The sequence below is a fragment of the Anaerovibrio lipolyticus DSM 3074 genome (assembly GCF_900141865.1).
Taxonomy (GTDB): domain Bacteria; phylum Bacillota; class Negativicutes; order Selenomonadales; family Selenomonadaceae; genus Anaerovibrio; species Anaerovibrio lipolyticus.
In genome coordinates, this window is the sequence record NZ_FQYW01000017.1 from 54,772 (window position 1) to 81,081 (window position 26,310).

Sequence of the window (26,310 nt, forward strand, 5' to 3'; positions counted from 1 at the left end):
CATGCCGGACACAACATGAGAATTTATATTAACCTACAGATACCTGTTGTAATTGGTCTGTACCAGCAGCACCATCCCCAATAAATAAACAATGGCGAAGCCTGCAAACACAGCTGCAAACTGTTCCACCGAAATCTGGATAGCCGTGCCAAATACCACCAAAAGCAGCACCAACCGTAAAATAAGTCCCATTGCCATGGTGCTTTTCGCCTGTGCCACAGTCATATCTGCACTGCGCCACAGTCTTCCCAGCATGACACCATACCAGGCAAAGCCCATGAGATAACCGGCTGCCAAGCCACAAAGCAGGACCATCTGCTGATATACCGAAAGCGAAACCGCCACCATGGCAGTCAACACTCCCAGTATTTTTAACATCTTGATGATGTTAGTCAATATAACTTCCCGCATATTCCTCCTCCGACAAGTTTTATATTTACCCGTCTTCGTTGAATATAGTATTCTCTGCACCAGAAAAAATCCGATACAGAATAATTATAACGCAGTTGTTCATATTTTGCTATAAGCAAAATATTCATTATTAGCGTTTCAACACGCTATGAACTTGAACTGCGTTGTAACCTAAATAATTCCTTTAAGCTGTTTGTAGGTCAGATAAAAGGCAATGGGGAATCCAAGAACAATTCCCGTCAGCTTTCCACCGTATTCAAGACCCAGAAAATCATCTACCATAGCCCCTATAAAAATACAGATTCCGATGACTACAGCAAAGAAAATTCCTACGCCCCCTAAAACACCGAAGGCCTTCAAAGCCTGAGCCAAGCCACTGGCTTCTTTCTCTTTATGCTTATCTTTGTTATTATTCGCCGCCTTCAAGTGTTTCACCTTCCTCTGCCCCTTGAAATATCAACAACACTTGAAATTATAGCAAATATTCCTCCATTGTGAAACAATTCTGTTAAATTTATGAAAATAATTTCATGCTAATGTTTTCATAATTTCTATTTATACTTTTATGCAAATGGGAAGGGCTGTTTTCTGTCGCGACGGTCATGGGCCTAAAACTTTTTGTCCTAATTAAATAGTGAAAAAAATCATAACTCGCTTCTCTCAAACAGATGATTTTTGTCACTAAAATAGATGTGCGGACAAAAGCGTTTCTTAACGACTCATGACCTAATTGCTCCAGTAAGCACCCCTGTCCTTATGTGCAATAACTGTGGGTGGCATGGAATAAGGACATGAAGCATGCGAAGCTCAAAATGACACATCCGTAATAAACTCATCGAAGCCACTGTGATGTGGCGGACGGTTACGAAGTCCGTCCATACCATCTTTAAGCCGATAAATAAATTGATGTGGCACTAGCGAAGAAAATGAATGGCCTATTCCATGACAGGACCCACATTGTAACAAATAAAAAAAAGGACTACGAATAACGCAGTCCTAAAATTTATAAAATTATTTGGCCACAAAGCTGTCTGGCTTTGCATGGCCCTTTCCATATTTATGGAGAATAGCCTCCACAATACGGCGGGATGCCTGGCCATCACCATAAGGGTTGCATGCCTCTGCCATACTGTTGTACTCGTTTTTATCAGTCAACAGCTTCTTGGCTTCCTCATATACAACCTTTTCATCAGTACCAATGAGCTTGACAGTACCTGCCTCCACCGCCTCAGGGCGTTCTGTGGTATCACGGAGTACCAGAACCGGCTTGCCTAAAGCTGGTGCCTCCTCCTGAACTCCACCGGAGTCAGTGAGAATCATATAAGCTCTGTGCATAAGGTTGGCAAAAGGCTCATAGTCCAACGGATCAATGAGATAAACCTTATCGTGTCCGCCAAGTTCTTCCTTAACTACCTCACGCACCTTCGGGTTCTTATGAACAGGGAAGACAATCTCCACATCCTCAAATTCCTCAGTGAGCTGACGCAGAGCCTTGTATACGTTGCGCATTGGTTCACCCAGATTCTCACGGCGGTGAGTAGTAACCAAAATTATCCGTTTATTTTTGTAGTCAATATTCTGAAGGTTTTCGTTTTCAAATACAAAATCCTCCCGAACAGTTTTATGAAGAGCATCAATAACAGTGTTACCTGTAACAAAAATGCCTTCCTTATTGATGGATTCTGCCAAAAGGTTGCTCTCAGAGGTGTTAGTAGGAGCAAAATGCATATCGGCGATGGAGCCAGTGAGCTTGCGGTTCATTTCCTCTGGGAATGGTGAATACTTGTTGTGAGTTCTCAGACCTGCCTCCACATGGCCAACAGCAGTCTGATGATAATATGCAGCCAAAGCCCCGGCAAAGGTGGTGGTGGTATCACCATGCACCAGCACAATATCAGGCTTTTCCTTCTGCAATACCTTATCCAGACCCATCATAGCCCTGGATGTAATATCAAACAATGTCTGGCCAGCGGCCATAATATCCAGATCATAATCTGGTTTAATATGAAAAAGATTTAATACCTGATCCAGCATATCACGATGCTGGGCAGTAACAGCCACTACTGGCTTAATCTCCTCAGGATGTTTGGCCAGCTCCAGCACTACAGGAGCCATTTTAATTGCCTCTGGACGGGTACCAAACACAGTCATTACTTTAATCTTTTTCCCCATCTTAATCCCCTTCCACACATGAGATAATTACGAATATATTATTAAGTATCAAGGATTCTTCATTCTAAGAATACCAAGTTTTTTGGCACCGAAAAATACCAGCAGTATAACAGCCACTACAATGGCAACAGCAATACCACCGGACACTTCATTAAGAAGAACAGCACTAAGTCCCAGCATGGCGCTGATAACATACATCAACAGCACAGCCTGACGCTGGTTAAAGCCCATATCCAAAAGACGATGATGCAAATGTCCCTTGTCTGGCTTAAAAATAGGAACACCACCGCGATAACGGCGGATAATAGCGAATGATGTATCAAGAATTGGCACACCCAAGGCCAAAATAGGCACAATAAGGGCGATGGTCGCCGCGCTCTTAACCGCACCAATTACAGAAATTCCCGCCAACACAAAACCCAGGAGCATACTGCCTGTATCTCCCATAAAAATCTTTGCCGGGTTAAAATTATACCAAAGGAATCCAATAGCTGCTCCGGCCAATGCTGCCGTAATAATAGTCACCAGCACAAAGGCATTCTGAATAGCCACCAAAAGTATCGTAATGGAAGCAATAGTGGCCACACCTGCGGCCAAACCATCCAAACCATCAATAAGATTAACAGTATTGGTCAGACCCACAATCCAAAAAAGGGTTGCAGGAATGGCAAAGTATTCCAGATAGAAATAATCACCAAAGGGATCTGCTATGAAATCAATCTGTACCCCAAAGGCAACCAGCACTCCCGCAGCAACAATCTGCCCCAGCAGCTTCACCTTAGGGGGAAGATTCTTATAATCGTCCACTAAACCAAGGATAACAATCAGGGTTGCACCAATCAAAAGGCCAATAACACCTGACTGAACATCCTCAGGCAGCATATCCAACTGTAACGTAGCCAGCACACCTGCCATAAAGGCAATATAAATACCTAAACCTCCAATACGGGGAATAGGTTTTTTATGTACTTTTCTGGCATCAGGTGCATCCATAGCACCAGTTTTATCTGCAAATAATATAACAGCCGGGGTAATCACCAGTGATACCACCAAAGCTATAAGTAATGCCCAAACGAAATTTGGCATAAAAAGTCACCTGCTTTCTTTAGAACATACCAATTTTACTGCACTAAATACGCTCTGTCAACAAGATTAAAAGCAGGTATAAAGGAAAAATAGATGGGCATACTAGTGTAACGTCGGTCATGAGCCTAAAGCTTTTTGTCCGATTTATATAGTGAAAAAAATCATAACTCGCTTCGCTCAAACAAATGATTTTTTCCACTAATACAAAGGAACGGACAAAAGAGCTTCTTAACGGCTCATGCCCTAATTGTTCCACTAGTATGCCCATCTATTGGCTTACTTTATATCCTTTGGTGCCACTTCCACTGTAGAGCCGTCTGACTCCAAATAAATTACCTTATCCAGCATGGCATTTCTAAGCATACGCCTGCAGAGCAGACATGGCTTGCCGCTGGCCAGGGTTCCGTCTGCATTGTAGCCCACAATATAGGCTGTGGCACCCTTCATTTTCTCAGGATCACCATTAATAATGGCATTCTGCTCTGCGTGAACCGCCACGCACAGCTCATAATTCTGTCCTGGCTTGATCCCCAGGCGCTGACGCTCACAAAGGCCCGTATCAATACAGTTGGCCTCACCTCTAGGTGCGCCATTATATCCTGTGCTGATGATAATTTTATCCTTAACGATAATTGCCCCATATTTGCGTCTAAGGCAGGTGGAGCGTTTTCCTACTGCCTTTGAAATATCAAGAAAATAATCATTCCATTCCGGTCTCTTTGAAGCATCAGCCATTTCTTTCTCCCCTTCTCTTGTTTCTTTTCCCATTCTCTTTATTATTTATGTTCTTCCAGAAATCTTCTGGCTAAAATTACCGCCACGAAGTCGTCCACTGGCTCTGGTGGCACCTGCATACTTGTAGGTATCAGCCTTCTCCACCCCTTTGGGGGCTTTACCTTCCAATATTCACCACGGGCCAGCTGTGTGGTATAGTACTCATCGACCTCCTCCAGGTGAAGCTCCGGGCACTCATTTTTTATACGGGCCTGTGCCTCACCGGAGGTAGTACCATTACCAATTACAAGTATATCAGCTTCATAGTCTCTCTTCAAATTGCCAATAATATTGGGCAGGGACGCCGTATCCACCACCCGCTGATAAAGGACTGTACCATCTGTTGACAAGGCGGCCACACCACATTTATCCCGTCCCGGATCAACTGCCAATATACTTTTCCCTAATATTTCCATATTCAAGACAATTACTCCTAATGAAATAAAGGTAGAAGCTGTTGTCTTTCGCTCAGTTTCATCGCTAAAGCTATTTTTTGCATAATAATTAGCAGCAAGAAAAATCCGAACTCGCTTCGCTCAAACAACGGATGTTTTCTCGCTGTGTAAGTAAGCAAAAAATCGCTTTTTAACGCTCTGAAACTTAATGCTCAAGACAATCAGCCTCTACCTTATACTTATAATTTATAGTTAATTATCATAATGTTTAAAATGCCCCTATGACCCCGGAGGCTATAATCTTCAATCTTACCCGCAGTGGGCCGAATACCTCACAGGCCCCCTTGGCGTAGGCATAGATTGTTGCATTCCCACGGGCTGCCCTAAGGTCATTAATGGTATTATAAATTTCTTCACCTTCGATAATACCCACATTACCGGAAATAGGATCAGGCAATACACCCTTTTGGGTAGCAATGCCGTTAACCTCCTGAAGGAAGCTGGTTATTTCTGCATCCACTTCCTCCTCGTTATTAACGTTGACATGGAGTCTCTTGGTAGCAATCAGCTCACCGTCATTAAATACCCGCTTATTACGATAAAGCTGCAGCACTGTGCGAACATCCTCACCACGAACTAGATTGCCAATGGATACAATACGCACAATCATATCATCCTGACTTTCAGAAATAATCTGGGCTGCCTGTTCATAATCAGACTGCAAAATCCATATCTGCTTTTCCTGCTCCGTAGCCTTATCACCCAAACGATGGGCAATATTCTCTCTTGCCATATCTGTAAGCACGCTCAGATCATTCATGGTGTCCTCGGTGCTACGACCACACTTAACTACTCCACCGGACAAAACTTCTCCGGCGCGGAAGGTAATATCCCCTTCGCGCATAATCTGAATGCCTGTAGTCAGATAGTCATTTCTGTCCTCAAGCTGCTTATTATCGTTAACCAGCTTGGCATTATCATCTGCCAAGCCCTGATTTTGGGAGGCCAAATTATTATTTTCTGCCATCAGTTCCGCCTTGGCTGCCTCCAAAGCATCATTGCCCCTTTGCAGCTCATCTGCTCTCTGTTCCAGCTCACGACGTTGTTCCATAAGCTGATCCAAATCCTTGCGGGTCTGAGCCAAGGTCGCATCAGTCTTGGCCTGCTCTGCTTTGGAATTTTCCAGTTCCTTGGAAGCATAAGCCAGACGGTTTTCCGTTTCCGCCATGGTCTGGCGAAGCTGTTCCATACCGAAAAGAGCAGTACGAACATTGTCAGACACAGTGGTCATTACTGCCAAGGTCATGGTGGTAATGCTGATACCTGTAAGAATTGTTACCAAAACAGATGTATGCTTCGGTCTAAGCCCAAAAATAGTCAGCTTTTTCTTGCCAACCTTGGACCCTAATCTATCGCCAATAAAGGCTATGGCTCCGCCCACTACAACCAGAACCATAATCAAAAACAGACCATACACGGCGAAGTCACATCCCTTCAAAAAATACAAACAACAGAAGCATCATTTAATGACTACATAGTTTTCATCACTTGGAAGCCCTGTGCATAAGCCAGCCACCTGCAATAAGGCCTACTATATTAGGCAGCCATACAGCTATAATCGGTGGAACAGTTCCCCCTTGGGCAATGGCCCCGGCCATGGTCATTAAGCTATAGTAAATAAAGATTATTACTATACTTATAACAAAGCCACGAGATGAACTGTTGCGATTTGGCTGCATACCCAACGGAACCGCCACCAAAGTAAATATAAGGCTGGCCATTGGTATAGTAACACGCTGATAAAGCTCCGTTTCCAGCTTTGCAGTATTAACATACTGGCTTTTCATAATTTTTATCTGGGCCGTCAGCTCTGCCATGGACATTTCCTCTGGCTTCTTCTGCTCACGGATAATTTCCTTTGGACTTTCATTTACGGGAAGCACTTGGGTATCAAAATGCATGGTATGGCGGGACTCTCCCTGGGATACATCATAAATAATGCCTTCATGCATGGTCCACTGATTGTCCTTCCAATCAGCGTACTCCGCATTTTCCACATGACTCAGCTCACCCTTCTCAAAGGATTGCATGGTTATGCCCAGCATCTGATTGGTGGTAGCGTCATACTGACGGGCATAGATAAGATTTTCAATATTGCCGTTCTTTATGTCCTTGATAATGATATGCTCCTGAGACTGGGGTGCCAAATTTCCCTTAATCTCATAATTGAGCACATTACTATACGCTTCATTGGACCATGGCACTATGTATTCACTGAAATAAACAGCAAATACACTTACAAATGCGCCTAAAACAATGGCTGGTGCCGCAATGCGATAAAAGCTGATACCGCATGACTTCATGGCTGTTATTTCGCTATTGCCGGACAAACGGCCAATGGTCAACAGGCCGGACAGCAACATGGACATTGGAAAAGTCCAGATGACAACGCCTGGAAGACTCAGCACAAAAATCTTGGCCACTGATGCCAGTGAGGCACCATATTCAGTGATATACTGTGCAATTCGGAACAAGGTTCCGGAACCGATAAATACGGCAGAAAATGCACATATACCAAATATAAAGGTCTTAAAAACCTCTTTAAATATGTATTTATCTAATATTCTAATCTGCATCTTCTTACCTCTATTATAATGTGAAATCATTACCAAGATAGAATTTCTTGGCCAGCTCACTGTTTGCAATAGTGTTGCTGTCACCCTCCAGGAGAATCTTACCGTTATTAAGGATATATGCCCTGTCAACGATGTGCAGAGTTTCTCTTACATTATGGTCAGTAATGAGAATTCCCATTCCACGCTCCTGAAGATATTTTATAATTCCCTGAATATCCGCTACTGCCAATGGATCTACACCGGCAAAGGGCTCATCCAGCAGAATAAACTGTGGCTCCAACGCCAGACAACGGGCAATCTCCACGCGGCGACGCTCACCGCCGGAAAGCTCTGTACCCAATCTGTCAATAACATGAGATACATGGAATTCCTCCAGCAGCTCCTTAACCTTCTTCTGACGGGTGGCCTTATCCTTGATGGTGCCCTCCAGAATGGACATAATATTTTCCTCAACGGTCATATTACGGAAAATTGATGCCTCCTGGGCCAAATAGCTGATTCCCAGACGGGAACGCTTGTACATTGGCATATCACCAATGGGAAAATCAGATAAAAAAACCTCTCCGGAGGTTGGTCGCTCCAAACCAACAATCATATAGAAAGTGGTGGTTTTACCAGCACCATTTGGCCCCAGCAAGCCTACGATTTCCCCCGTACTTACCTTAAGGGAAACACCATCCACCACATTTCTTTTTTTAAATGTTTTAACTAAATTTCTGGCCTCAATATGCAACTCAATAGACCTCCCAGTTACTTCACAGATGTCTTGCCGTCATCAGCCAAATATACGGTCAGTTTTTTGCTCTTCAGTGTATTGTTATCCTGAACAGCCCAGGCGTTGCCAGTTATAATAGCCTTGCCCTTTTCCTTGCCCCAATAATCCACCTGGTCGCCACCGGCCTCCATGTTATTCTTAGGGCTTACCATATATGCATTACCATTACCTACGATGTGATCTTCCTTCATAAATCCGCGAATCAGATCAGCTCTAAAGGTCCCATCCGCTGAAGTGATGCTGCCACCACTTGGAATCAACACATACTCATCCTTTTGGAAGTATTCCACCTTAGGCCCCATAAAATGCTTGTCAGCCTTGGTGCCGTTTACAGAGCCTACGGCAATCATGTGGTCAGGACCATCAGTGGTTACCAAATCAGCAGTTACCCGCATGTCTTCCTTTGTGGCCACCACATTGCCCCTTACCTTGCCTTCCTGGGTCTTGGAATTATACTCTGCATAATTACCTGTAACAGTGGCATTACCCTTGGTCATTACCACATTACCCTTGGCAGAGGCCAGACCACTTGCCATATCATATTCTACTTCCTCTGCATCAAGGGTTGCCGGCTCGTTATTATCTGCTGCATAAATAGTGCCTGAAACCGCCATGGTAGCAATACCAGCCATAACAATTGCTTTTTTTATGTTCAATCTCATTCTCATAGCTTATTCTCCTATTCCTTTTTACCCTTTTCCAGATGGGCTTTTCCAATGGCCTTGAACTTGGTAAAACCGTTAGTACTCTCTATGCGGTCGCCAGAAGCCTTTATATGTTCCTTTTCGTACTCAATCTTTGCGTCTCCCTTCATGGCCAGCATATCCTTATCGGACAGCCACTCCACTTCCTTACAGGAGAACTTTCCGCCATCACTGGATTTTCCTTCAACACCATCGGTAATTTCCAAATGATGATCCTTTTCCTTATATATAGCCTTTGGAGCCTTCAATTCAACAGTGCGGCCGTCCTCAAAATTATATACAGCCTTCACGTTGATAAGAGAAGCATCCTTGGTATCAATATCCATTTCTATATTTTCGGCAGTTACTGTCCAAATGATTTTACCATTTTTTTCCTCGCTGATAGTATTGCCATCAAAATTAACTATACGCTGTGATGGCGTGTCTACCACATCAGGTGGCTCTGGTATACCATTTACAGCCCATACAATAAGGCCTACCAACAAAACTGCAAATATACCTGCCAAGGCCTTTCCTTTTTTATTCATTGTCAGTTACCTCTGATTTTACTATATGATGCTTATGCACCTGCTGTTCAGGAGCTGTGTTCCAGCGTTTCTGGAACCAGAGCCACTGAGTTGGATTTTCAATAATAATTTTCTCAAGAATTTTAGTCATTTTATAGGTTAAATCAAACAAATCCTTATCGCTGTCCCCAGTGTCTTCATAACGAAGCACCTCACCAATCACAACCTTGTGATGGCCATCGGGCTGGCGTAATATAAAGGCTGGCAAAATCGGAGAATTAAATTTTTTTGCAAAAACCGCAGCCCCCATGGGAGTTGAAGCCGTCTTACCCAAAAATTCAATAAAGGCACCACCAGGACCAGCATCCTGATCTGCCAAAAATCCTAGTATTCTCCCTTTTTTCAGTGCCTTGGCTGCTGCCAGAAGCTCACTGGTACCACGGGAAAATATCTCTACGTTAATAGTTGCCCGCAAATCATTTAGGGCGTTTGTATAATCCATATTAGGCTGCTGCTTGGCAATTGCACTTACAGGCATATCATTCATGGTAAAAGCGGCGGACAGCCACTCCCAATTGCCCACATGACCTGTAAGCACCACAACACCGTGCTTTTCTGCCAAGGCCGCCTCCATCCTTTCCAGATGGTCAATTTCAATATGCTCTTTAAAATTATCCTTGTTAAGGGCAGGCATATACAGCACTTCAAAGAAATTACGGCCCATATTGATGAAGGACTCACGAACCAGCTTTTCAGCCTCTTCCTGAGATATTTTTAAAGACTCCCGCATCTGCTTTATCGCCAGATTTCTCTGTTTCTTTATTAACTTGTAATACAGAATGCCCAATCCCTTGCCCGCTGCCAACAACCAGCTATAAGGAGTTCTGCAGGACACCCAGCTCAGAAACATAAGAAGCTTGTATACCATAAAAATCCAAATCTCCTATCCCTATTACAAAGAATACTTTTATTTACTGTCTTACACCGTCAACTGCTTTTTTCCCAGTAAAAGTGCCCACAAGGGAATCCCATTTCCCCTGCTCCTTTAAGATAAACTCAAGGATTTCCCGAACTGCCCCTTTGCCGCCAGGGTATTCAGCCACCACCTGGGCCAAATCCTTAACCTCTGCCACAGCATCTCCTACGCAACAGCCAAGACCTGCCTGCTGAATAAGAGGAATATCATTGATATCGTCTCCCACATAGGCAATTTCCTCATCCTTAAGGGAGAATTTCAGCTTAATCTCTTCATAAGCACCACGCTTATCAACGCAGCCCTGATAAAGGGCATCAAGCTTCAGCTCATTGGCACGCTTGGTCATAATTCTGGAGCTGCGGCCGGTGATAATGGCACTCTTAATATCACACTTGTGAGCCAGTGCAATACCCATACCATCCCGGGCAGAAAAAGCCTTCATGGCCTCCCCGTCAGGTCCCATATAGATACATCCATCCGTAAGGGTTCCATCCACATCAAAAATAATCAGCTTAATTTTCTTGGCAATTTCAGAAGCACCTTTTTTAGTTTTCATATTATACAACTCCCTGACGCAAAAGGTCTGTCAAATGCACAATACCGACGGGTTTATTATCAGCACTTACCACCGGCAAAACCGTAATTGGCCGTGGCTTATGCTTTTCCATAATACTTAAGGCTGATGCCGCCAGCTTCTCCTGGGTAATGGTATGAGGATTCTTGGTCATAAGCTCCTCCACCGGCTCATCCAAAAACTGACTGCCCTTGGCCAGACAGCGACGAATATCACCATCTGTTACCAATCCAATAAAATTACCATCATCATCCACCACAGATGTTGCACCAAGGCCCTTGTCAGTCATCATAAAGAGGGCTTCCTTGGCGGTGGCACTGTAGTGAATAATAGGATTGTCCTCACCACTATGCATAACATTTTCCACAGTCAAAAGCAAACGGCGTCCCAAGGAACCACCCGGATGAAACAGGGCAAAGTCCTGTCTGGTGAAGTTTCTGGCCTCCAGCAGTGCCACCGTAATGGCATCCCCCATGGCCAGGGTTGCAGTGGTACTGGCAGTAGGAGCCAATCCCAAAGGACAGGCCTCCTTTTCAACGCTGACATCAATAAAGAAATCAGCATTCCTCCCCAGAGCAGATTCCCTACGGCCTGACATGGCGATAATCTTAGCACCAATGCGCTTTACCACCGGCAGAATATTTACCACCTCAGTGCTTTCACCGCTGTTGGAAATAGCTATAACCACATCATCAGCTGTAACCATTCCCAAATCGCCATGGAATGCCTCAGCTGGATGCATGAAAAAGGCTGGAGTTCCTGTGCTGGCCAAGCTGGCAGCAATCTTTCTGCCCACATGACCGGACTTACCCATGCCCGTAACAATAACCCTTGCCTTGCACTCCAGTATACACTGAACTGCCTGGACAAATTCCTCGTCAACATGATCAATCAGCTTCAATACTGAGTCCGCCTCAATACGAAGTGTCTCAATTGCAGAATCCTTAATCATTTAATAAAAGCCTCACAAAATTACAACTGTTTTCTTACAATATCATGAATCGCAATAGCATCCTTCAAAAGCTCCTCCAGCTTGTCCAGATAAATCATATTAGGACCATCACAGAGAGCCTCCTCTGGATTATCATGTACCTCCATAAAGAGAGCATCCACACCTGCACCGACAGCAGCCCGTACCAGATTTGGCACATATTCACGGTTGCCTGCTGAACAGGTACCGGCACCACCTGGCAGTTGAACGCTATGGGTACCATCAAAAACTACAGGGTAACCAAAGGACCGCATAATAGGGAAGGCGCGCATATCCACAACCAAATTGTTGTAGCCGAAGGTGGCACCGCGCTCTGTCAGCATAATCTGGGAGCAGCCACCCTCATGGAGTTTGTCCACCACATTGCGCATATCTGCCGGGGCCATAAACTGCCCCTTCTTTACATTTACAACAGCACCGCTTTTGGCAGCAGCATAAAGCAAATCAGTCTGACGGCACAGAAACGCCGGAATCTGAATTATATCTGCCACCTTGGCCACAGGCTTCACCTGCTCCTCGGTGTGAATATCCGTAACGATAGGTACCTGCAATTCATCCTTGATGTGCTGCAGCATTTCAAGTCCCTTCTTCAAACCAGGACCTCTGAAACCGTTAAAGGAAGAACGGTTGGCCTTGTCAAAGGAAGCCTTGAAAACGTACGGAATCCCCAGCTTGCCACAGATTTCCTTGATTGTGCGGCCAATCAGCAGACAACGGTCCATCTCCTCCAAAACACATGGGCCAGCCAACAGAGCCAGCGGTTTGCCATTACCAATTTCAAAATTACCCACCTGAACAGTATTCATAATGCTACCACCCTTCTTCCTTAGGCATTTTGCCCATTTAAACGCTGTTTATATGCTTTATTGACTGCTTCCAGATCTGCCCTTGTATCCACTCCAACGAAATGGAAGTCAGTTTTGATAACCTTAATTTTATAACCATTTTCCAAAGCCCGAAGCTGCTCCAGAGATTCAGTAGTTTCCAGAGAAGTTGGCTCCATCTTGGCATAATTCAGCAGAAAGTCCCGCTTGTAGGCATAAATGCCGATGTGCTTATACACCGTTACCCCCGTATTCTCCCTTGGATAAGGCAGGACACTTCTGGAAAAATACAGTGCATAACCATTTTTATCAGTAACAACCTTTACGTTGTTGGGATTTTTTATATCCTCTGGATTTGTCATTGGCGACTTTACTGTGGCCATCTGCAAATCCGGATCATCATCAAAGGCTGCTGCCAATTCGTCAATAAGGGCAGGCTCTATCATTGGCTCATCACCCTGAACATTGATAATAAGCTCTGCCTCGGGGTGGGCTGCTGCCACCTCTGCCAAACGGTCGGTGCCCGTTGGATGGTCCTTGGCTGTCATCATGGCCTTACCACCATTTTTTACCACAGCATCATATACCCGCTCATCATCTACAGCCGCAATAACACCTGTAAGGCGCTTTGCCTTGGCTGCCTGCTCATAAACTCTGGAAATCATAGGCTTTCCACATATATCCGCCAAAGGTTTCCCTGGAAGACGGGTAGATGCAAAACGAGCCGGAATAACACAAAGTGTATTCATTGACATATCAGCCTCTCTTTATCAATTAGACTTATGCTGCCCCAGCTTTTCAGCAATTTTTCTCCGCAGCATCTCTTCAAATTCATCCTTGCCATTCTGAAGTACAACCTCAACAGTGAGGATAAGTACAGGAATCTGCTTTTCATCAGGCACCGCCGCCAAAAATTCCATTGGCAGCTTAACAGCATCCTTTTCAGTGGTTACAATAGCCTCAGCCCCCTGACGGACAGCCTGCTCCATAGCATCCACCATTTCCTCCTGGGTGTATTCATGATGGTCTGGGAAACGGAAGCTCTCAATGATTTCCGCACCAGCACTGGCCACAGTCTGCTCAAAGGAAGCAGGATTACCAATTGCCGAAAGGGCCACCACCTTCTTATCCTTAATAGCAGAAATGGACATTCCCTCACTGGCCACATTGCGCTTCCAATCACACAGCTCAATGCAGGACTGAGGATGATGAATACTTTCCACTACAGTAGGATTGCTGCCATACTTGGCAATTTGGTCCCTAATATATTTCTTAAACCCTGGCAGACCTTGGTCCACCTTGGTCATAAGACATACATCTGCACGCTCCAAATGAGTAATAGGCTCACGGAGAGTGCCCCTTGGCAATACATGCCCATTACCAAAAAGATTTACGGAGTCAATAAGCACCACATCAAGGTCACGGGCCAGCTTCCAATGCTGGAAGCCATCATCAAGAATAGCCACTTCAGCCCCAAAATGCTCTATGGCGTACTGACCGGTTTTATAACGGTCACGACCAATCAACACTGGCACCTCCGGCAAATGCTTGGCCAACATATAGGCTTCATCACCGGCCTGATCAGCCTCCATATAAATATGATTGCCATCAGATACCAGACCAACCTCTCCCTGCCACTTGGCACGATAGCCCCGGTTAAGAATAACTACCTTATAGCCCATATCACGGATATATTTGGCCAGGCGCTGGGCCGTAGGGGTCTTACCAGTACCACCTACAGTAATATTACCCAAGCTGATTACAAAGCAGCCCAGCTTGTTTGTCTTTAAAATTCCAAACTTATAGCTGTCCAGCTTTAAGTTTACAAGCATACTGTAAACCTTGGAAAGGATAAACAGAATTGCCATTACACAACGGGTAAAAAAGCCCTGTGGCTCCTTATTATGGATAATCTGCATGAAATAGGTCTGGAAGTTTTCCAATTTATCAGTGGCCTTGACCTTGTTCATTTCCACCTTGGTAAGGAGATCATTGAGAATCACAGCCGTTCTATGGGCTGCACCCTTGTTTTCCTTACATATGGCCAAGGTTTCTGCTTCCATGCGATGGCGCTCCTCATCATCCCTAAAGAGGTGCAAGGCCTCCACCGCCAAATCATCCCCAGACTTAACAGTAATTACAGCATTGCGGTTCTTAAAAAGTAGATGAGTATCCTTGAAATTCTGCATATTTTCTCCCACAATAATAGCCTTTCCGTGGGCCGCAGGCTCCAGTATGTTATGACCACCGTGAGGAATCAAGGTACCACCAACAAAAATAACATCACCTACGCTGTACATCTTTCCCAACTCACCAATGGTGTTAAGAATAACCACATCATGATCAGTGGTAAAATTCTCCTGCAGCTGAGTTCTGGTTACAGCCTTAAAGCAATACTCATCACAAAGTGCCAATATGGCGTTTGTACGAAGAATGGCTCGGGGAGCTATTACCAGCTTCGCCTTAGGATAAATACGGCGTATTTCATTAAAGGCCTTTAACACATGCTCCTCTTCCCCCTTATGGGTGGAGCCTGCCAAAAATACCCCCTGATTATCCTTGAGCCCCAGCTCTAACAGCAAATTATGCTTTTCCTCTGGACTGACATCAGTGTAAGTTTGGTCAAACTTGGTATTTCCGGTAACGGTTACCAAATCCGGGTCAGCCCCCAGCTTTAGAATATTTTCTGCGTCCACATTGGACTGCATGGCAAATACCTTTATGGAGCTGAGGATTTCATCCCAAAGGCCCATCATATAGCGATAGCGTTTTGTACTCTTATCACTGATGCGGCCATTTACCATGAGCACCGGAATATCCAGCTTTTTGCAGGCCCTAAGAAAATTTGGCCACAGCTCCGTTTCCACCGGCATAAAAACCCGTGGACGAACTCTATACAAAAGATTGGCCGAGAGCCATGGTAAATCAAACGGAAAGTGAATTATGCTGTCCGCATCCTTAATGATGCGGTTAGCCATTTCATAGCCACTGTTTGTAAATACAGATACAAGTATAGGACTCTGAGGAAATTCCTTGTGAAATTCCTTTATCAGTGGGCTGGCCGCCACAATCTCCCCAACGGAGGCGGCATGAACCCATATACAATTTTTGCGGGCAACCTTATCAAGGGCATGCTTGGGCAAAAATCCCAGCTGCTGTTTGATTCGTTCCACGAATCCCTTTTCCCGGACTCCCCGTATGCAGAATACCGGTATCATCAAAATGACCACCAGTACACCTACAATATTGTACACTAAATGGAGCATAGAATAGTTTTCTCCTCAAAATTACCAATAGTTATGCATTACTGTTGCGGAACTGAATGTTGTAAAGATTACTGTAAAGACCATCCTTGGCCAGCAGCTCCTCATGGGTACCATGCTCAATAACATGGCCATTTTCCACAACAAAAATCTGGTCTGCATTAAATATAGTAGACAGGCGATGGGCAATAACGAAGGAGGTTCTCCCCACCATCAGCTTGTCCAAAGCATCCTGTACGATTTTCTCACTTTCTGTATCAAGGGCAGAGGTGGCCTCGTCCAAAATCAGAACCCGTGGATTTTTCAAAATGGCTCTGGCAATGGCCAAACGCTGGCGTTGACCACCTGACAGATTCAATCCGCGCTCACCGATTTTGGTATTATAGCCCTCAGGCAACTCCTGAATAAACTCATCAGCATTGGCAGCCTTGGAAGCCTCGATGATTTCCTCGTCGGTGGCGTCTAATCGTCCATAACGGATATTTTCCATCACTGTAGTGCTAAAAAGCATGGTTTCCTGTGGTACCAGACCAATCTGCTCACGAAGAGAATCAGTGGTAACCTCCCGCACATCATAACCATCAATGGAAATGGAGCCGGAATCTATATCATAAAATCTAGGTATCAAATTAGCAATAGTGGATTTACCGCTGCCGCTTGGTCCCACCAAGGCAATCATCTGACCAGGCTCTGCAGTAAGACTCACATTGGAAAGAGCCGCCTGCCCTTCCTTATAGGAGAAGGTAACATTATCAAATACCACCTTGCCCTCTATTTTAGGAAGAACCTTGGAATCAGGACCATCCTTAATCTGCTCGTCCATATCCATAACGCCAAATACACGCTCAGCTGCCGCCATAGCCTTCTGAATTGCACCATAAACACGGCTAAGACGCTTTACAGGATTTGCCAAATTAACGGCATAGGTAAGGAATGCCACCAGCTCACCGGCGGTAATGGTTCCATTAACAACCTCATAGCCACCGAACCACACGATGAAGGTTACAGCCACAGCCGCCAAAAACTCCACAGTTGGGGTAAGTAAGCTCATGAGCTTAACATTCTTCATGGCCGCCTGAAAATTCAGCACATTCTGATGATCAAAGCGCTTAATCTCATAGGCTTCACGAACAAAGGATTTTACCACTCGAATGGCCGCTATACTTTCCTGAAGCATGGAAGTAATATCCGCCATACGCTCCTGAATAAGAGAACCGGAGGATTTCAGCTTCCGGCCAAAAATCTTCATGGCATAACCAACTAAAGGAATGGTCATCAAAGTCAACAAGCTGAGACGCCAATCCAAATAAACCATCATTACCAGGGAACCCACCAGTATGGAGGCCTCTGTAACCATCTCAATCAGGTTATTAACAATGGCACTTTGCATGGCCGATACATCGTTGGTAATATAGCTCATTACAGTACCAGTCTGCTGCTTATCATAGTAGGAAAGAGGCATTTTCTGGAACTTGCGGAACAAAATGCTGCGCACATCGATAATAACCTTCTCACCAACATAAGAAACCAAATAGCTTTGGCCGTAGTAAAACACACCTCTAATGAACATTACTACCAAAATACCAAGGGCAATAAGGTTCAGCATGTACATATCCCTTTCCATGAGCACCTTATCAATCATGTCCTTGATAATCCATGGAAGATACAGATTGGCTCCTGCAGCCATAATAATACAAAATACTGCCGCCACCAGTCTTCTGGTATATGGCTTTATATACATAAGCAAACGCTTATAATTCTTCATTTACTAACTAACCTCCAGGCGGCTTTTACCATATCTCTCTGCCGCCGCTAAAATTTTCTCTGCTACTCTGACTGCCGCACCGGGCTTCCCCAGCTTGGACACAGCCTCCTTCAGCCCATCAAGAACCTTGTCACGGAAGCCTTCTTCAGCATAATATTTCCTTGCTTCATCAAAAATTCTCTCCCCGGTAACCTCATCCTGCAAAAGCTCTCTTTGCACCTGACGCCCCACTAAAATATTGGGCAAAGTAAAGAATTCAATATCCACCAACAGCTTGCCAATGGCATAGTTCAAGGCTGCCATTTTATAAAGGCATACGCATGGAAGCCCTAATAGAGCCGCCTCCATAACTACAGTACCAGAAGCAGCAATGGCAAACTCCCCAATAATCATCAAATCATAATTCTTATCCTCAGTGTAATGAATATTCACCTTATATTGGGAGGCAATATCTGTAATCAGCCCCTTGTCTATCCCCGGTGCCACCGGCAAATAAAACTCCAGGCTGTCATTTTCCTGCTTTAAAAGCTCTGCTGCACTAAGCATAGCCGGCAACAGCATATTAATCTCCTGCTTGCGGGATCCCGGCAACAGAATTACGGGATTTTTTCCCTCGGCTACTCCAAAATACTCTCTGGCCTCCGCCTTGGTCATACTCGGCTTAACCGTATCCACCAGTGGATTGCCATTGAAGGAAATATTGGCTCCTGCCGCCTCATATACAGGCAATTCAAAGGGGAATATAGCCGCAAATTCATCGGCAATGGCGGCACATTTCTTGGCACGACCCTTACGCCATGCCCAAGCCGACGGTGGGATGTAAGAAAATACCGGTATTCCCATAGCCTTGGCTTTTTTTGCCAAACGCCAGTTAAAATCAGGATAATCTATCAGCACCAGAATGTCTGGCCTCTCCGCCTTCATGAAAGCCTCCAGCTTATCCAAAAGAGCGAATATCCTGCGAAGGTTTTTTATGACCTCCCAAACCCCCATAATACTGTATTCACGCATATCAGAGCATATACGAACACCTGCCGCCGCCATCTTAGGACCACCGAAGCCAATAAGCTCAGCCTCAGGACATTTTTCCAAAACAGCCCTGGCAAGACTCTCCCCATGCACATCCCCAGAGGGTTCTCCCGCAGAAAACATTATTTTCATTGTAGCCCCCCTCCCTAAATTTGCGCATAAAAATCCATTAAAAAAGCATTACAATATATTATCGCATATTTTATTCTTACATACAACACAAAAGGGACCGAAATCTTCCAGTCCCTAAAATATTCCGCACAATATTTTATTCCATAACAGCGATGGCAATGTCATTGGCATCCGCCATTTCAATAACCTTTGCCCTGTCCACCAGCAAGGTTCTGCCGGCTTCAATAACCAAAGCCTTGGCTCCCACAGAAATCATACTTTCAAGAGTAGTAGTGCCCACGGCTGGAACATCAAAGCGCAAATCCTGATTTGGCTTTGCCACCTTGGCCACCACAGCACCACCTCGGGCCAACTCACCACCACGGCGAATGCAGGCATCTGTACCTTCGATTGCTTCCAAGGCCATAACACCCAGCTGTTTTACCACAGCAGTCTGCCCCACATCCAGACGGCCGATTTCCCGGGCCATCTCCATACCGAACTTCATGTCCTTGATTTCCTCATCAGTAGGCTGTCTTTTGGTAAGAACCCCCACCTCCGGCATCAAGGACTTTATAAGAGCTGTCTGATCAAAAGCCTCCAGATTATCCTTGGCCAACTCTTTAATAAAGGCCAGCATCAAAGTATCATCCTTGCGGTCAGGCAAAGTAAATATCAAAGAGAGCATTCTCAAATCAGGCTGAACGTGCTGTCCACTGTATAGAATCTCCTTGGTAACCTTACCAATCATAGTTACCTTCTGAACTCCATTTTCCTTCAGATAGTCAATGATAGCCTGCAGCTGAGCCACATTTATATCCTTATAGCCTGCAGTACAGCTTTTAAGCTCCTCATCCACTCCAGGAACCAGACCCACACAATATACCTCATAGCCCATAGCCTTAGCAGCCATTGCACATTCCACCGGCAATCTGCCCACACCAGCCAAAAGACCAATCTTTTCCATACCCATCCTCCGATATTATCCCTCAGAATCGTCCCCAGCCTTGGAGCTGTGCTTGACATTCGGACGGCAAATACCACGATCCGCATTTCTGAGGAAGTTTAACAAATGCTCAATTTCTTCACAGGAGTCAACCTGCTCCTCAATGGCCTCAATAGCCTCCGGCAAACGAAGTCCTGAGCGATATAGGAATTTATAAGCCTGCTTTATCTTGCTGCGGTTCTCAGCGCTAATGCCCGCTCTGGACATCCCCACGCTGTTAAGACCACAGGCCCTTGCAGGGGAACCATCCACAATAGTAAATGGAACAATATCATGAATATTACGGGACATGCCACTGACCATAGCATTACGGCCGATACGCACAAACTGATGCACGCCAGCCATACCACCGATAACAGCCCTGTCCTCTACGATTACATGACCAGCCACCATAGCGGCATTAGCCATGACAATATTGTTGCCTAAAACACAGTTATGAGCCACATGCACATAGGCCATCAGCAGACAATCATCACCAATACGGGTAACCTCATCCTCACCACAGGCGCGGTGAATGGTGCAGAACTCGTGGATTTTGGTACGATTACCAATCTCCACAAAGCTGCGCTCCCCTTTAAATTTAAGGTCCTGTGGCTCCTCGCCAATGGAGGCACCCTGGAAAATATGGCAATCCTGACCAATCTTTGTCCAGCCCGTAATAACAACGTTAGGGCCTATCTCTGTGCCGTCACCAATCTCTACATGTTCACCAATAACCGTAAATGGCCCAATTTTTACATTTTTTCCCAGCTTTGCGTTGGGATGAACCACGGAAAACTTATGTATATCAGCAACAGAATTATTATTATCTGTCATAAAAAATTACACTCCTTTAGTATGCCCCCAGGGCCTAAAACAGTCCAAACTCACTGCTATAGTGTATAAGTCATGGAACAGCCCCATATTGCTACATGTGATTTTCACTCGTTTTAAACGAATTTCGGGCAAATACTAAATCTTTTCTCTGTTTTTCTCTATTTTTCTTCTAAATTACTCATTTGCTGGCTGCTGCAGAGCAAAAGTGAAATCACCCTGAGCGGCAAAAACGCCATCTACAAAGGATTCAGCGTGAAGTCTGCCGTAGTCACCATGAACCTTCATCAGCTCAGCCTTCATCACAAGCTGGTCTCCAGGCACAACAGGCTTCTTGAACTTAATATTATCCATGCCGCCGAAAAGAGCAATCTTTCCGCGATTTTCCTCAGGATAAAGCATAGCAATACCACCCACCTGGGCCATAGCCTCCAGAATGAGCACCCCTGGCATAATAGCCTGATGAGGGAAATGACCACGGAACTGTGGCTCATTATAGGTTACATTCTTAATGCCGGTGGCAGACTTAAATGGATCAATCTCAATAATACGGTCAACCAATAAAAATGGTGCGCGATGTGGCAAAATTTTCTTGATTTCATCGATTTCCAATACCATATTAATACCTTCTTCCTCTTTCCAATTCTAAATAAGTTTATTACTAAAATATCTTACTTGCAAAATTTCTCAGCCAAATGCTTTGACATGGTGGTATTCAAGGCATGGCCTGATTTAACGGCGATAAAATGCCCCCTGATGAAGCCAGCCAGTCTGAGATCTCCCACAATATCCAAAATCTTGTGGCGAACCAGCTCATCCGGGTATCTCAGTTTATTCATCCAGCCCTCATCATTATAGACGATAACATTTTCCATGGTACCGCCTAATCCCAAGCCCATTTTACGTAAGGCCTCCACCTCTGCCTCATAGGCAATAGTTCTGGCAGCCCCTACCTCTTTGATATACTCCTCAGTGGTAATCTCATAGTCACCATACTGAATGCCAATAAGAGGATGAGGATTAATGGAGGTGAAGCTTACCCTGAAACCATCATAAGGCACAGCCAGAATAAACTTGTCACCATCATCCACCCGATACAGCTTATCAATAATTATTTCATGGCGTGGAGCCTCCAGCTCCTTTACGCCGGCCTGAGCAATGAGCTCGCAAAAAACCTTTGAACTTCCGTCAGCCACCGGTGGCTCCTCAGAGTCAATAAGCACACGACAATTATCTATTTTCATTGCATTAAATGCAGACATGAGATGCTCAATAGTGAACATCTTGATGCCATTATCTTCAATCGTAGTAGCCCTGAGAGTAGAGGTAACATTTACCGCCTTGGCCTCCACCTGAGGTGAACCCTCCAGGTCGTTTCTCACAAATACGATCCCCGTATCCGCCTCCGTCGGCTGTAAGGTCATATGTACATCTACACCAGAGTGCAACCCCACTCCCACATAACTAATTTCGGAGTTAAGGGTAGTCTGTTTTATCAAATTCAGCCCTCCTTGACATCATACATTATTTTCAATGACACAATACTTCATTTTCAATTATACAAAATAATAGGCAATAGTGCAAAAATCCTAGTCCAGTCCTATATTCCGCACAGATTTCCAACGGTCATGAAGCCAAAACCAGTCCTCAGGATATTCCCGAATGTGGCTCTCCAAAAGATTCATCACTTGCTGGGTTGCTTTTTCAATATCAGCTTTTTTATCCTTTGTTTGATCCACATATATTGGCGGGTAAATAGTAATATGATGTCCCCCATCAGAACGATGAGTTATCTGCCCATGAAAAATTGGAGCCTTTTGGGAACGAGCAATAGTGGCAGGACCAACAAAGCAATTAGTCTTTCTATTAAAGAAATTAAGGATTATTCCATCTCGTAAGCTTGGATCCTGATCTGTAATCAGACCAATCATCCAACCTTCCTTTATCATCTTAAACATTTCCCTTACTCCACTGGTGTATGTAATGTGCATTCCCACAAGAGTACGGTACTCATTTATAAACCGATCCATGGCACTATCCTTCTGCTTTCTGGCAACACCTACAAGTGGTACTCCATACTGGGCCAGTGCAGCCCCCATAAGCTCCCAGCTATCACTGTGGGATGTGGCAATTACAGCACCCTGCTTCTTATCAATGGCCTCCTGCAAATACTCCAGGCCATCAATAGTAACATATTTTTTTATGTAATCACCCTTAATAAGCTCAGGGTAACGAAGCACCTCCATTAGCATGGGTCCAAACTGTACCCAAGAGGCTTTGGCAATTCTCTCTGCCTCCCCGGCATCCACCCCCAGACAACGGATAATGTTATCGTAGGCCATGAACTTTCTCTTTTTAGGCACTACAATCCAAGTGAGTTTCCCCAGCACTTTTCCAAAGCCATTACAGCTTTCCATAGAAAAAAGACAAGCCAACCAACTAACAAATTTCATAATATAGTATGCCATACTTAGTCCTTTCACATCCAACTACTAATCCATATTGGACTAACAAAAACAACTATTTTTTGTTATAATAAGGCGTGAGTTTTTTACTCACATACTAAATAGATTTTACTATTATTTTTTTTAGAGTCAAGGGGAAGGAAACAAATGAATTATTTTTGGCAAGGGCTGCAGCAAGATTACCACATATTCTTATTGGCACCTATTTTATGCGCCATTTTTCGTACCATTTTTATTTTAGTGTATAAACCATATCCTAGTTTTAAAGGTAAAGAGGTAGCTCTATATCATTGCTATCGTTATGGTTTCTGGTGGGGCATGGACTTTAATGCGTACGTACTGCTTCTATCCATGATCTTTGTAACCATACCTGGAGTCTTCAATAATACTTGGTTCCAGATAGGTGACTCTTTACGACTGACCGGACTATTGATTTATGCCTTAGTTTTATACACAGCCTTTATAGGCAAGATGATTTTCTACCGCCAGTTTAACGATACATACAACAAACTTCTATGGCTTGGACGAAACGCAGAAAAACATAATCTGCTGGATGTGTTCTTTAAACAATATCATGGTGCCATTCTATTATTAAGCTATCTGCCTGTTGGAGCCTTATTATATGGAGCTATTATCCTATTATTAAATATCCCTATGATACCATCTATCTTTGAGGAGGGTACTGTTTCATATTATACATTTAATTCCTGTTGTTTTATTGGAACCATTCTTTTTTTCTATTACTGCCGTTATGGTGGTACCTTTAATCATGATGATAAGCCAGAATGGGATGAAATTCCAAGTGTCGTAAAAAAAGATATTTTCCTTTCCAGAGCTTGCATCGACGACCTATGCGCCCTTGAAAATGTTTGGCATAATCCATTGGACGCTCTCCTAACTCATACCGATGAAGATGATGAGCCTCTTATTGATTCTATTATGCCAGAAAAATACAAAAATCTAAAATGGAAAGAACTTAGTTCCCCTATTGAGGCCTTTTGCCGAACGGCCCAGGGGCCACGCATAAAAAAACCAAAAAACATCTTTCTTATTGTTGGTGAAAGCTATACTCAATATCTTCTTGATAAACCATACGAAAAGCTGCACATAATGGATGGGGGGAAAAAATTCCGCAAAAATCCTCACACCGTTTCCGTAGATAATTTCATCCCTGCCGGCCCCCTTTCAAGGCCCTCTATTGTAAGTCTTATGTCCGGCATTTTTGATGCCAGACTGGAATTGAATGAGCGGGAGAATTTTTGGGCTGGAGCAACGCCGGCAGCTTTACCAATTCAGTTAAAAAAACTAGGCTATAAATCCATTTATTGGTATGGAGGCAATCCTACCTATGGAAGTTTTCACAAATTTGCACCTGCTGTAGGCTTTGACAAGGTAATGGGGGCCACAGAATTCTGCCCAAAAGATTCCCCTAAAACTTGGGTAGGCATTTATGATCATATCTTCCTCGAAAAAACCGCTGAGCTTTTAAAAGACATAGATGAACCTACATTCCATTACATTTACACAACTTCAAATCACGGTCCCTACAAAATGCCACTAAAAAAACTGGGGTTTGACGCAAAAACTGTTATGTCTGATATTGCAGATAAACTTAGCAAAAGAGAGCATAAGGCCGCTGGTACATACTGGTATGCCGATAAGGCACTACAAAAATTTGTAGATGACATAATCGATACCTATCCGGACAGTCTTGTAATTGTCACCGGTGATCATTCAAGTCTTCCTATACCTCCAGCTACAGTTACAGAGCGCAGAGACTTTTCCTTTAGAGAAACCATTTGTACCTCCTTTGCAATGTATCACAGAGATTTTGATGAGTCCATATTATCAGGCAATGTCATTGCAAGTCACATGAATATTTTGCCAACCATATTTGAACTTATCGCCCCAAGGGGTTTTAAATACTATTCTCTCCTCCCCTCAATGCTGACACCTTTAGATCACATTGTTTCTCCATATCATTGGATTAACAATGATAATGTGGGAAAAATTGAGGAATTAACCTATCAGTCCACAATTGTTCAGACCACCACCATGGAAACCCATACTTTTAACGGAGAAAATCCATACAAGAAAGAATCTGATGGCTTTAGTGCGCTGACAGGTTGGCTTGTACGACATCCAGAACTCCTGCAAACAAATTAATCAGAAAAGCAAGTATACACAATAAAATGCCCTCCAAGGTGTAGAGACCCCCATAAGTTAGACTAAGTAATCTAACTTATGGGGGTCTTTTTATGGCAAAATATACTGCTGATTTCAAATTGAAGATAGTTCAGGAATATTTGAGAGGAGATATTGGATACCTTGCTTTAGCCCATAAATATGGCATACCTAGCACAAAACGCATTCGACATTGGGTCGGACAATATCGAGTAAAGGGAGAAGAAGGGCTTAAACGGTCAAGAAAAAACGAAACATATCCTTTCCAATTCAAGTTACATGCTGTAGAGTTATATTTAAGTACAGAGATTTCTTACCACGAATTAGCACTTAGACTAAAATTAAAATCTGACGGGATTTTAGTAAACTGGGTTCGACGCTATCGTGCTGTTGGTATAGAAGGTCTCAAACCGCAACGGAAAGGCAGGCGGCCAAAGGTGCCAGACAAAACCAGCATTACACCTGAATGTAATATTAATCAAGATGAGAGACTTAAGCAGCTAGAAGAAGAAAATCTCAAGCTACGCATTGAGGTAGCCTATTTAAAAGAACTGAGGAGATTGCGCCTGGAGCAAGAGGCGCAGAAGCGAAAGCAAGGATCGCCCACAGTCTCCGAGGATCATTCAAATTAAAAGATATCCTTGCAGCTATTAAACTTCCAAAAGCCACCTATATGTATTGGCAGAAGCGATTTGACCGGGAAAATCCGGATGCCGAATTAGAGGCAAAAATCAAAGCAATTCGGCAGAGCGACAAGGACTTCGGTTATCGTCGAATTTATGGCAAGCTCCGCCAAGAGGGCTTTTTAGTCAATCATAAGAAGGTCCAACGCCTTGTTCAGAAATTGGGA

General features: G+C 44.1%; 27 protein-coding genes. 3 read left to right on the forward strand and 24 right to left on the reverse strand.

Going from position 1 to position 26,310, the window contains the following annotated elements; genetic code table 11:
* Positions 1-33: 33 nt before the first annotated feature.
* The 24 genes from B6K08_RS10195 to B6K08_RS10310 all read right to left on the reverse strand — a co-directional run bounded on the left by B6K08_RS10195 (position 34) and on the right by B6K08_RS10310 (position 23,264).
* Complete coding sequence (locus B6K08_RS10195; protein WP_052212018.1) at positions 34-411, reverse strand: hypothetical protein; 378 nt, start codon at positions 409-411, stop codon at positions 34-36.
* A 171-nt stretch (positions 412-582) separates the two neighbouring features.
* On the reverse strand, positions 583-846 hold the full coding sequence (locus tag B6K08_RS10200) for an AtpZ/AtpI family protein (protein ID WP_327078477.1): 264 nt from the start codon (positions 844-846) through the stop codon (positions 583-585).
* Between the two features lie 576 nt (positions 847-1,422).
* Positions 1,423-2,583, reverse strand: a complete 1,161-nt coding sequence (gene wecB / locus B6K08_RS10205; RefSeq protein WP_039207164.1) for a non-hydrolyzing UDP-N-acetylglucosamine 2-epimerase — start codon at positions 2,581-2,583, stop codon at positions 1,423-1,425.
* 48 nt (positions 2,584-2,631) lie between these two features.
* Positions 2,632-3,669, reverse strand: a complete 1,038-nt coding sequence (locus B6K08_RS10210; RefSeq protein WP_027397633.1) for a glycosyltransferase family 4 protein — start codon at positions 3,667-3,669, stop codon at positions 2,632-2,634.
* A gap of 276 nt (positions 3,670-3,945) precedes the next feature.
* The gene (locus tag B6K08_RS10215; protein ID WP_234985347.1) at positions 3,946-4,437 is read right to left on the reverse strand and encodes a deoxycytidylate deaminase; all 492 of its coding nucleotides are present in this window, start codon (positions 4,435-4,437) and stop codon (positions 3,946-3,948) included.
* Positions 4,438-4,445: 8 nt separating this feature from the next.
* On the reverse strand, positions 4,446-4,859 hold the full coding sequence (locus tag B6K08_RS10220; protein WP_039209434.1) for a RuvC family protein: 414 nt from the start codon (positions 4,857-4,859) through the stop codon (positions 4,446-4,448).
* Between the two features lie 247 nt (positions 4,860-5,106).
* Complete coding sequence (locus B6K08_RS10225; protein ID WP_080326086.1) at positions 5,107-6,315, reverse strand: DUF3084 domain-containing protein; 1,209 nt, start codon at positions 6,313-6,315, stop codon at positions 5,107-5,109.
* A 67-nt stretch (positions 6,316-6,382) separates the two neighbouring features.
* Complete coding sequence (locus tag B6K08_RS10230) at positions 6,383-7,474, reverse strand: LptF/LptG family permease (RefSeq protein ID WP_039209411.1); 1,092 nt, start codon at positions 7,472-7,474, stop codon at positions 6,383-6,385.
* Between the two features lie 13 nt (positions 7,475-7,487).
* Entirely contained in the window at positions 7,488-8,207 is a 720-nt protein-coding gene (lptB, locus tag B6K08_RS10235; protein WP_039209414.1) for an LPS export ABC transporter ATP-binding protein, read from the reverse strand.
* A gap of 17 nt (positions 8,208-8,224) precedes the next feature.
* On the reverse strand, positions 8,225-8,917 hold the full coding sequence (locus B6K08_RS10240) for an LptA/OstA family protein (RefSeq protein ID WP_231483020.1): 693 nt from the start codon (positions 8,915-8,917) through the stop codon (positions 8,225-8,227).
* An 11-nt stretch (positions 8,918-8,928) separates the two neighbouring features.
* Entirely contained in the window at positions 8,929-9,480 is a 552-nt protein-coding gene (lptC, locus tag B6K08_RS10245) for an LPS export ABC transporter periplasmic protein LptC (protein WP_027397640.1), read from the reverse strand.
* Complete coding sequence (locus B6K08_RS10250) at positions 9,473-10,387, reverse strand: lysophospholipid acyltransferase family protein (protein ID WP_039209417.1); 915 nt, start codon at positions 10,385-10,387, stop codon at positions 9,473-9,475. Before B6K08_RS10250 ends, lptC begins: the two co-directional genes overlap by 8 nt.
* A gap of 43 nt (positions 10,388-10,430) precedes the next feature.
* Entirely contained in the window at positions 10,431-10,991 is a 561-nt protein-coding gene (locus B6K08_RS10255; RefSeq protein WP_039209420.1) for a KdsC family phosphatase, read from the reverse strand.
* A gap of 1 nt (position 10,992) precedes the next feature.
* Entirely contained in the window at positions 10,993-11,961 is a 969-nt protein-coding gene (locus tag B6K08_RS10260) for a KpsF/GutQ family sugar-phosphate isomerase (RefSeq protein ID WP_039209422.1), read from the reverse strand.
* Between the two features lie 20 nt (positions 11,962-11,981).
* Complete coding sequence (gene kdsA, locus B6K08_RS10265; RefSeq protein ID WP_027397644.1) at positions 11,982-12,806, reverse strand: 3-deoxy-8-phosphooctulonate synthase; 825 nt, start codon at positions 12,804-12,806, stop codon at positions 11,982-11,984.
* Positions 12,807-12,826: 20 nt separating this feature from the next.
* A complete protein-coding gene (gene kdsB / locus B6K08_RS10270; RefSeq protein WP_039209436.1) occupies positions 12,827-13,573 on the reverse strand; it encodes a 3-deoxy-manno-octulosonate cytidylyltransferase in 747 nt (248 codons plus the stop codon).
* Between the two features lie 21 nt (positions 13,574-13,594).
* Entirely contained in the window at positions 13,595-16,090 is a 2,496-nt protein-coding gene (lpxK, locus tag B6K08_RS10275; protein WP_039209424.1) for a tetraacyldisaccharide 4'-kinase, read from the reverse strand.
* Positions 16,091-16,121: 31 nt separating this feature from the next.
* Complete coding sequence (msbA, locus tag B6K08_RS10280) at positions 16,122-17,852, reverse strand: lipid A export permease/ATP-binding protein MsbA (protein ID WP_039209426.1); 1,731 nt, start codon at positions 17,850-17,852, stop codon at positions 16,122-16,124.
* Between the two features lie 3 nt (positions 17,853-17,855).
* Positions 17,856-19,013, reverse strand: a complete 1,158-nt coding sequence (gene lpxB, locus B6K08_RS10285) for a lipid-A-disaccharide synthase (protein WP_039209427.1) — start codon at positions 19,011-19,013, stop codon at positions 17,856-17,858.
* Positions 19,014-19,149: 136 nt separating this feature from the next.
* The gene (locus B6K08_RS10290) at positions 19,150-19,959 is read right to left on the reverse strand and encodes an LpxI family protein (RefSeq protein WP_039209429.1); all 810 of its coding nucleotides are present in this window, start codon (positions 19,957-19,959) and stop codon (positions 19,150-19,152) included.
* A gap of 15 nt (positions 19,960-19,974) precedes the next feature.
* Positions 19,975-20,814: an acyl-ACP--UDP-N-acetylglucosamine O-acyltransferase gene (gene lpxA, locus B6K08_RS10295; protein WP_039209431.1), complete on the reverse strand. Its 840-nt coding sequence runs from the start codon at positions 20,812-20,814 to the stop codon at positions 19,975-19,977.
* Between the two features lie 174 nt (positions 20,815-20,988).
* Positions 20,989-21,429, reverse strand: coding sequence for a 3-hydroxyacyl-ACP dehydratase FabZ (gene fabZ / locus B6K08_RS10300; RefSeq protein WP_039212269.1), 441 nt, complete (start codon positions 21,427-21,429; stop codon positions 20,989-20,991).
* 53 nt (positions 21,430-21,482) lie between these two features.
* Positions 21,483-22,310 carry a UDP-3-O-acyl-N-acetylglucosamine deacetylase gene (gene lpxC / locus B6K08_RS10305; protein ID WP_039212271.1) on the reverse strand — a complete coding sequence of 276 codons (828 nt, stop codon included), beginning with the start codon at positions 22,308-22,310 and terminating at the stop codon, positions 21,483-21,485.
* Between the two features lie 90 nt (positions 22,311-22,400).
* A complete protein-coding gene (locus B6K08_RS10310) occupies positions 22,401-23,264 on the reverse strand; it encodes a lysophospholipid acyltransferase family protein (RefSeq protein ID WP_234985348.1) in 864 nt (287 codons plus the stop codon).
* Positions 23,265-23,423: 159 nt separating this feature from the next.
* Between B6K08_RS10310 and B6K08_RS10315 the strand changes: the two genes are divergently transcribed.
* The 3 genes from B6K08_RS10315 to B6K08_RS14340 form a co-directional block, all read left to right on the forward strand.
* On the forward strand, positions 23,424-25,442 hold the full coding sequence (locus B6K08_RS10315) for an LTA synthase family protein (protein WP_080326087.1): 2,019 nt from the start codon (positions 23,424-23,426) through the stop codon (positions 25,440-25,442).
* 92 nt (positions 25,443-25,534) lie between these two features.
* Entirely contained in the window at positions 25,535-26,092 is a 558-nt protein-coding gene (locus B6K08_RS10320) for a helix-turn-helix domain-containing protein (protein ID WP_080326088.1), read from the forward strand.
* Between the two features lie 41 nt (positions 26,093-26,133).
* Positions 26,134-26,310, forward strand: a 177-nt coding sequence (locus tag B6K08_RS14340) for an IS3 family transposase (RefSeq protein WP_143254903.1), incomplete at its 3' end; no start/stop codon positions are given.

Coding starts and splice junctions, on each gene's coding strand:
- fabZ (WP_039212269.1), bottom strand. CDS start 21,429: ATGGTATTGGAAATCGATGAAATCAAGAAAATTTTGCCACATCGCGCA.
- msbA (WP_039209426.1), bottom strand. CDS start 17,852: ATGAAGAATTATAAGCGTTTGCTTATGTATATAAAGCCATATACCAGA.
- kdsB (WP_039209436.1), bottom strand. CDS start 13,573: ATGAATACACTTTGTGTTATTCCGGCTCGTTTTGCATCTACCCGTCTT.
- B6K08_RS10210 (WP_027397633.1), bottom strand. CDS start 3,669: ATGCCAAATTTCGTTTGGGCATTACTTATAGCTTTGGTGGTATCACTG.
- lptC (WP_027397640.1), bottom strand. CDS start 9,480: ATGAATAAAAAAGGAAAGGCCTTGGCAGGTATATTTGCAGTTTTGTTG.
- B6K08_RS10230 (WP_039209411.1), bottom strand. CDS start 7,474: ATGCAGATTAGAATATTAGATAAATACATATTTAAAGAGGTTTTTAAG.
- B6K08_RS10315 (WP_080326087.1), top strand. CDS start 23,424: ATGAATTATTTTTGGCAAGGGCTGCAGCAAGATTACCACATATTCTTA.
- B6K08_RS10260 (WP_039209422.1), bottom strand. CDS start 11,961: ATGATTAAGGATTCTGCAATTGAGACACTTCGTATTGAGGCGGACTCA.
- B6K08_RS10220 (WP_039209434.1), bottom strand. CDS start 4,859: ATGGAAATATTAGGGAAAAGTATATTGGCAGTTGATCCGGGACGGGAT.
- lpxA (WP_039209431.1), bottom strand. CDS start 20,814: ATGACAGATAATAATAATTCTGTTGCTGATATACATAAGTTTTCCGTG.
- B6K08_RS10320 (WP_080326088.1), top strand. CDS start 25,535: ATGGCAAAATATACTGCTGATTTCAAATTGAAGATAGTTCAGGAATAT.
- B6K08_RS10290 (WP_039209429.1), bottom strand. CDS start 19,959: ATGGAAAAGATTGGTCTTTTGGCTGGTGTGGGCAGATTGCCGGTGGAA.
- B6K08_RS10255 (WP_039209420.1), bottom strand. CDS start 10,991: ATGAAAACTAAAAAAGGTGCTTCTGAAATTGCCAAGAAAATTAAGCTG.
- B6K08_RS10195 (WP_052212018.1), bottom strand. CDS start 411: ATGCGGGAAGTTATATTGACTAACATCATCAAGATGTTAAAAATACTG.
- B6K08_RS10215 (WP_234985347.1), bottom strand. CDS start 4,437: ATGGGAAAAGAAACAAGAGAAGGGGAGAAAGAAATGGCTGATGCTTCA.
- B6K08_RS10310 (WP_234985348.1), bottom strand. CDS start 23,264: ATGAAATTTGTTAGTTGGTTGGCTTGTCTTTTTTCTATGGAAAGCTGT.
- B6K08_RS10250 (WP_039209417.1), bottom strand. CDS start 10,387: ATGGTATACAAGCTTCTTATGTTTCTGAGCTGGGTGTCCTGCAGAACT.
- B6K08_RS10240 (WP_231483020.1), bottom strand. CDS start 8,917: ATGAGAATGAGATTGAACATAAAAAAAGCAATTGTTATGGCTGGTATT.
- lpxK (WP_039209424.1), bottom strand. CDS start 16,090: ATGCTCCATTTAGTGTACAATATTGTAGGTGTACTGGTGGTCATTTTG.
- lpxB (WP_039209427.1), bottom strand. CDS start 19,013: ATGAAAATAATGTTTTCTGCGGGAGAACCCTCTGGGGATGTGCATGGG.
- kdsA (WP_027397644.1), bottom strand. CDS start 12,806: ATGAATACTGTTCAGGTGGGTAATTTTGAAATTGGTAATGGCAAACCG.
- wecB (WP_039207164.1), bottom strand. CDS start 2,583: ATGGGGAAAAAGATTAAAGTAATGACTGTGTTTGGTACCCGTCCAGAG.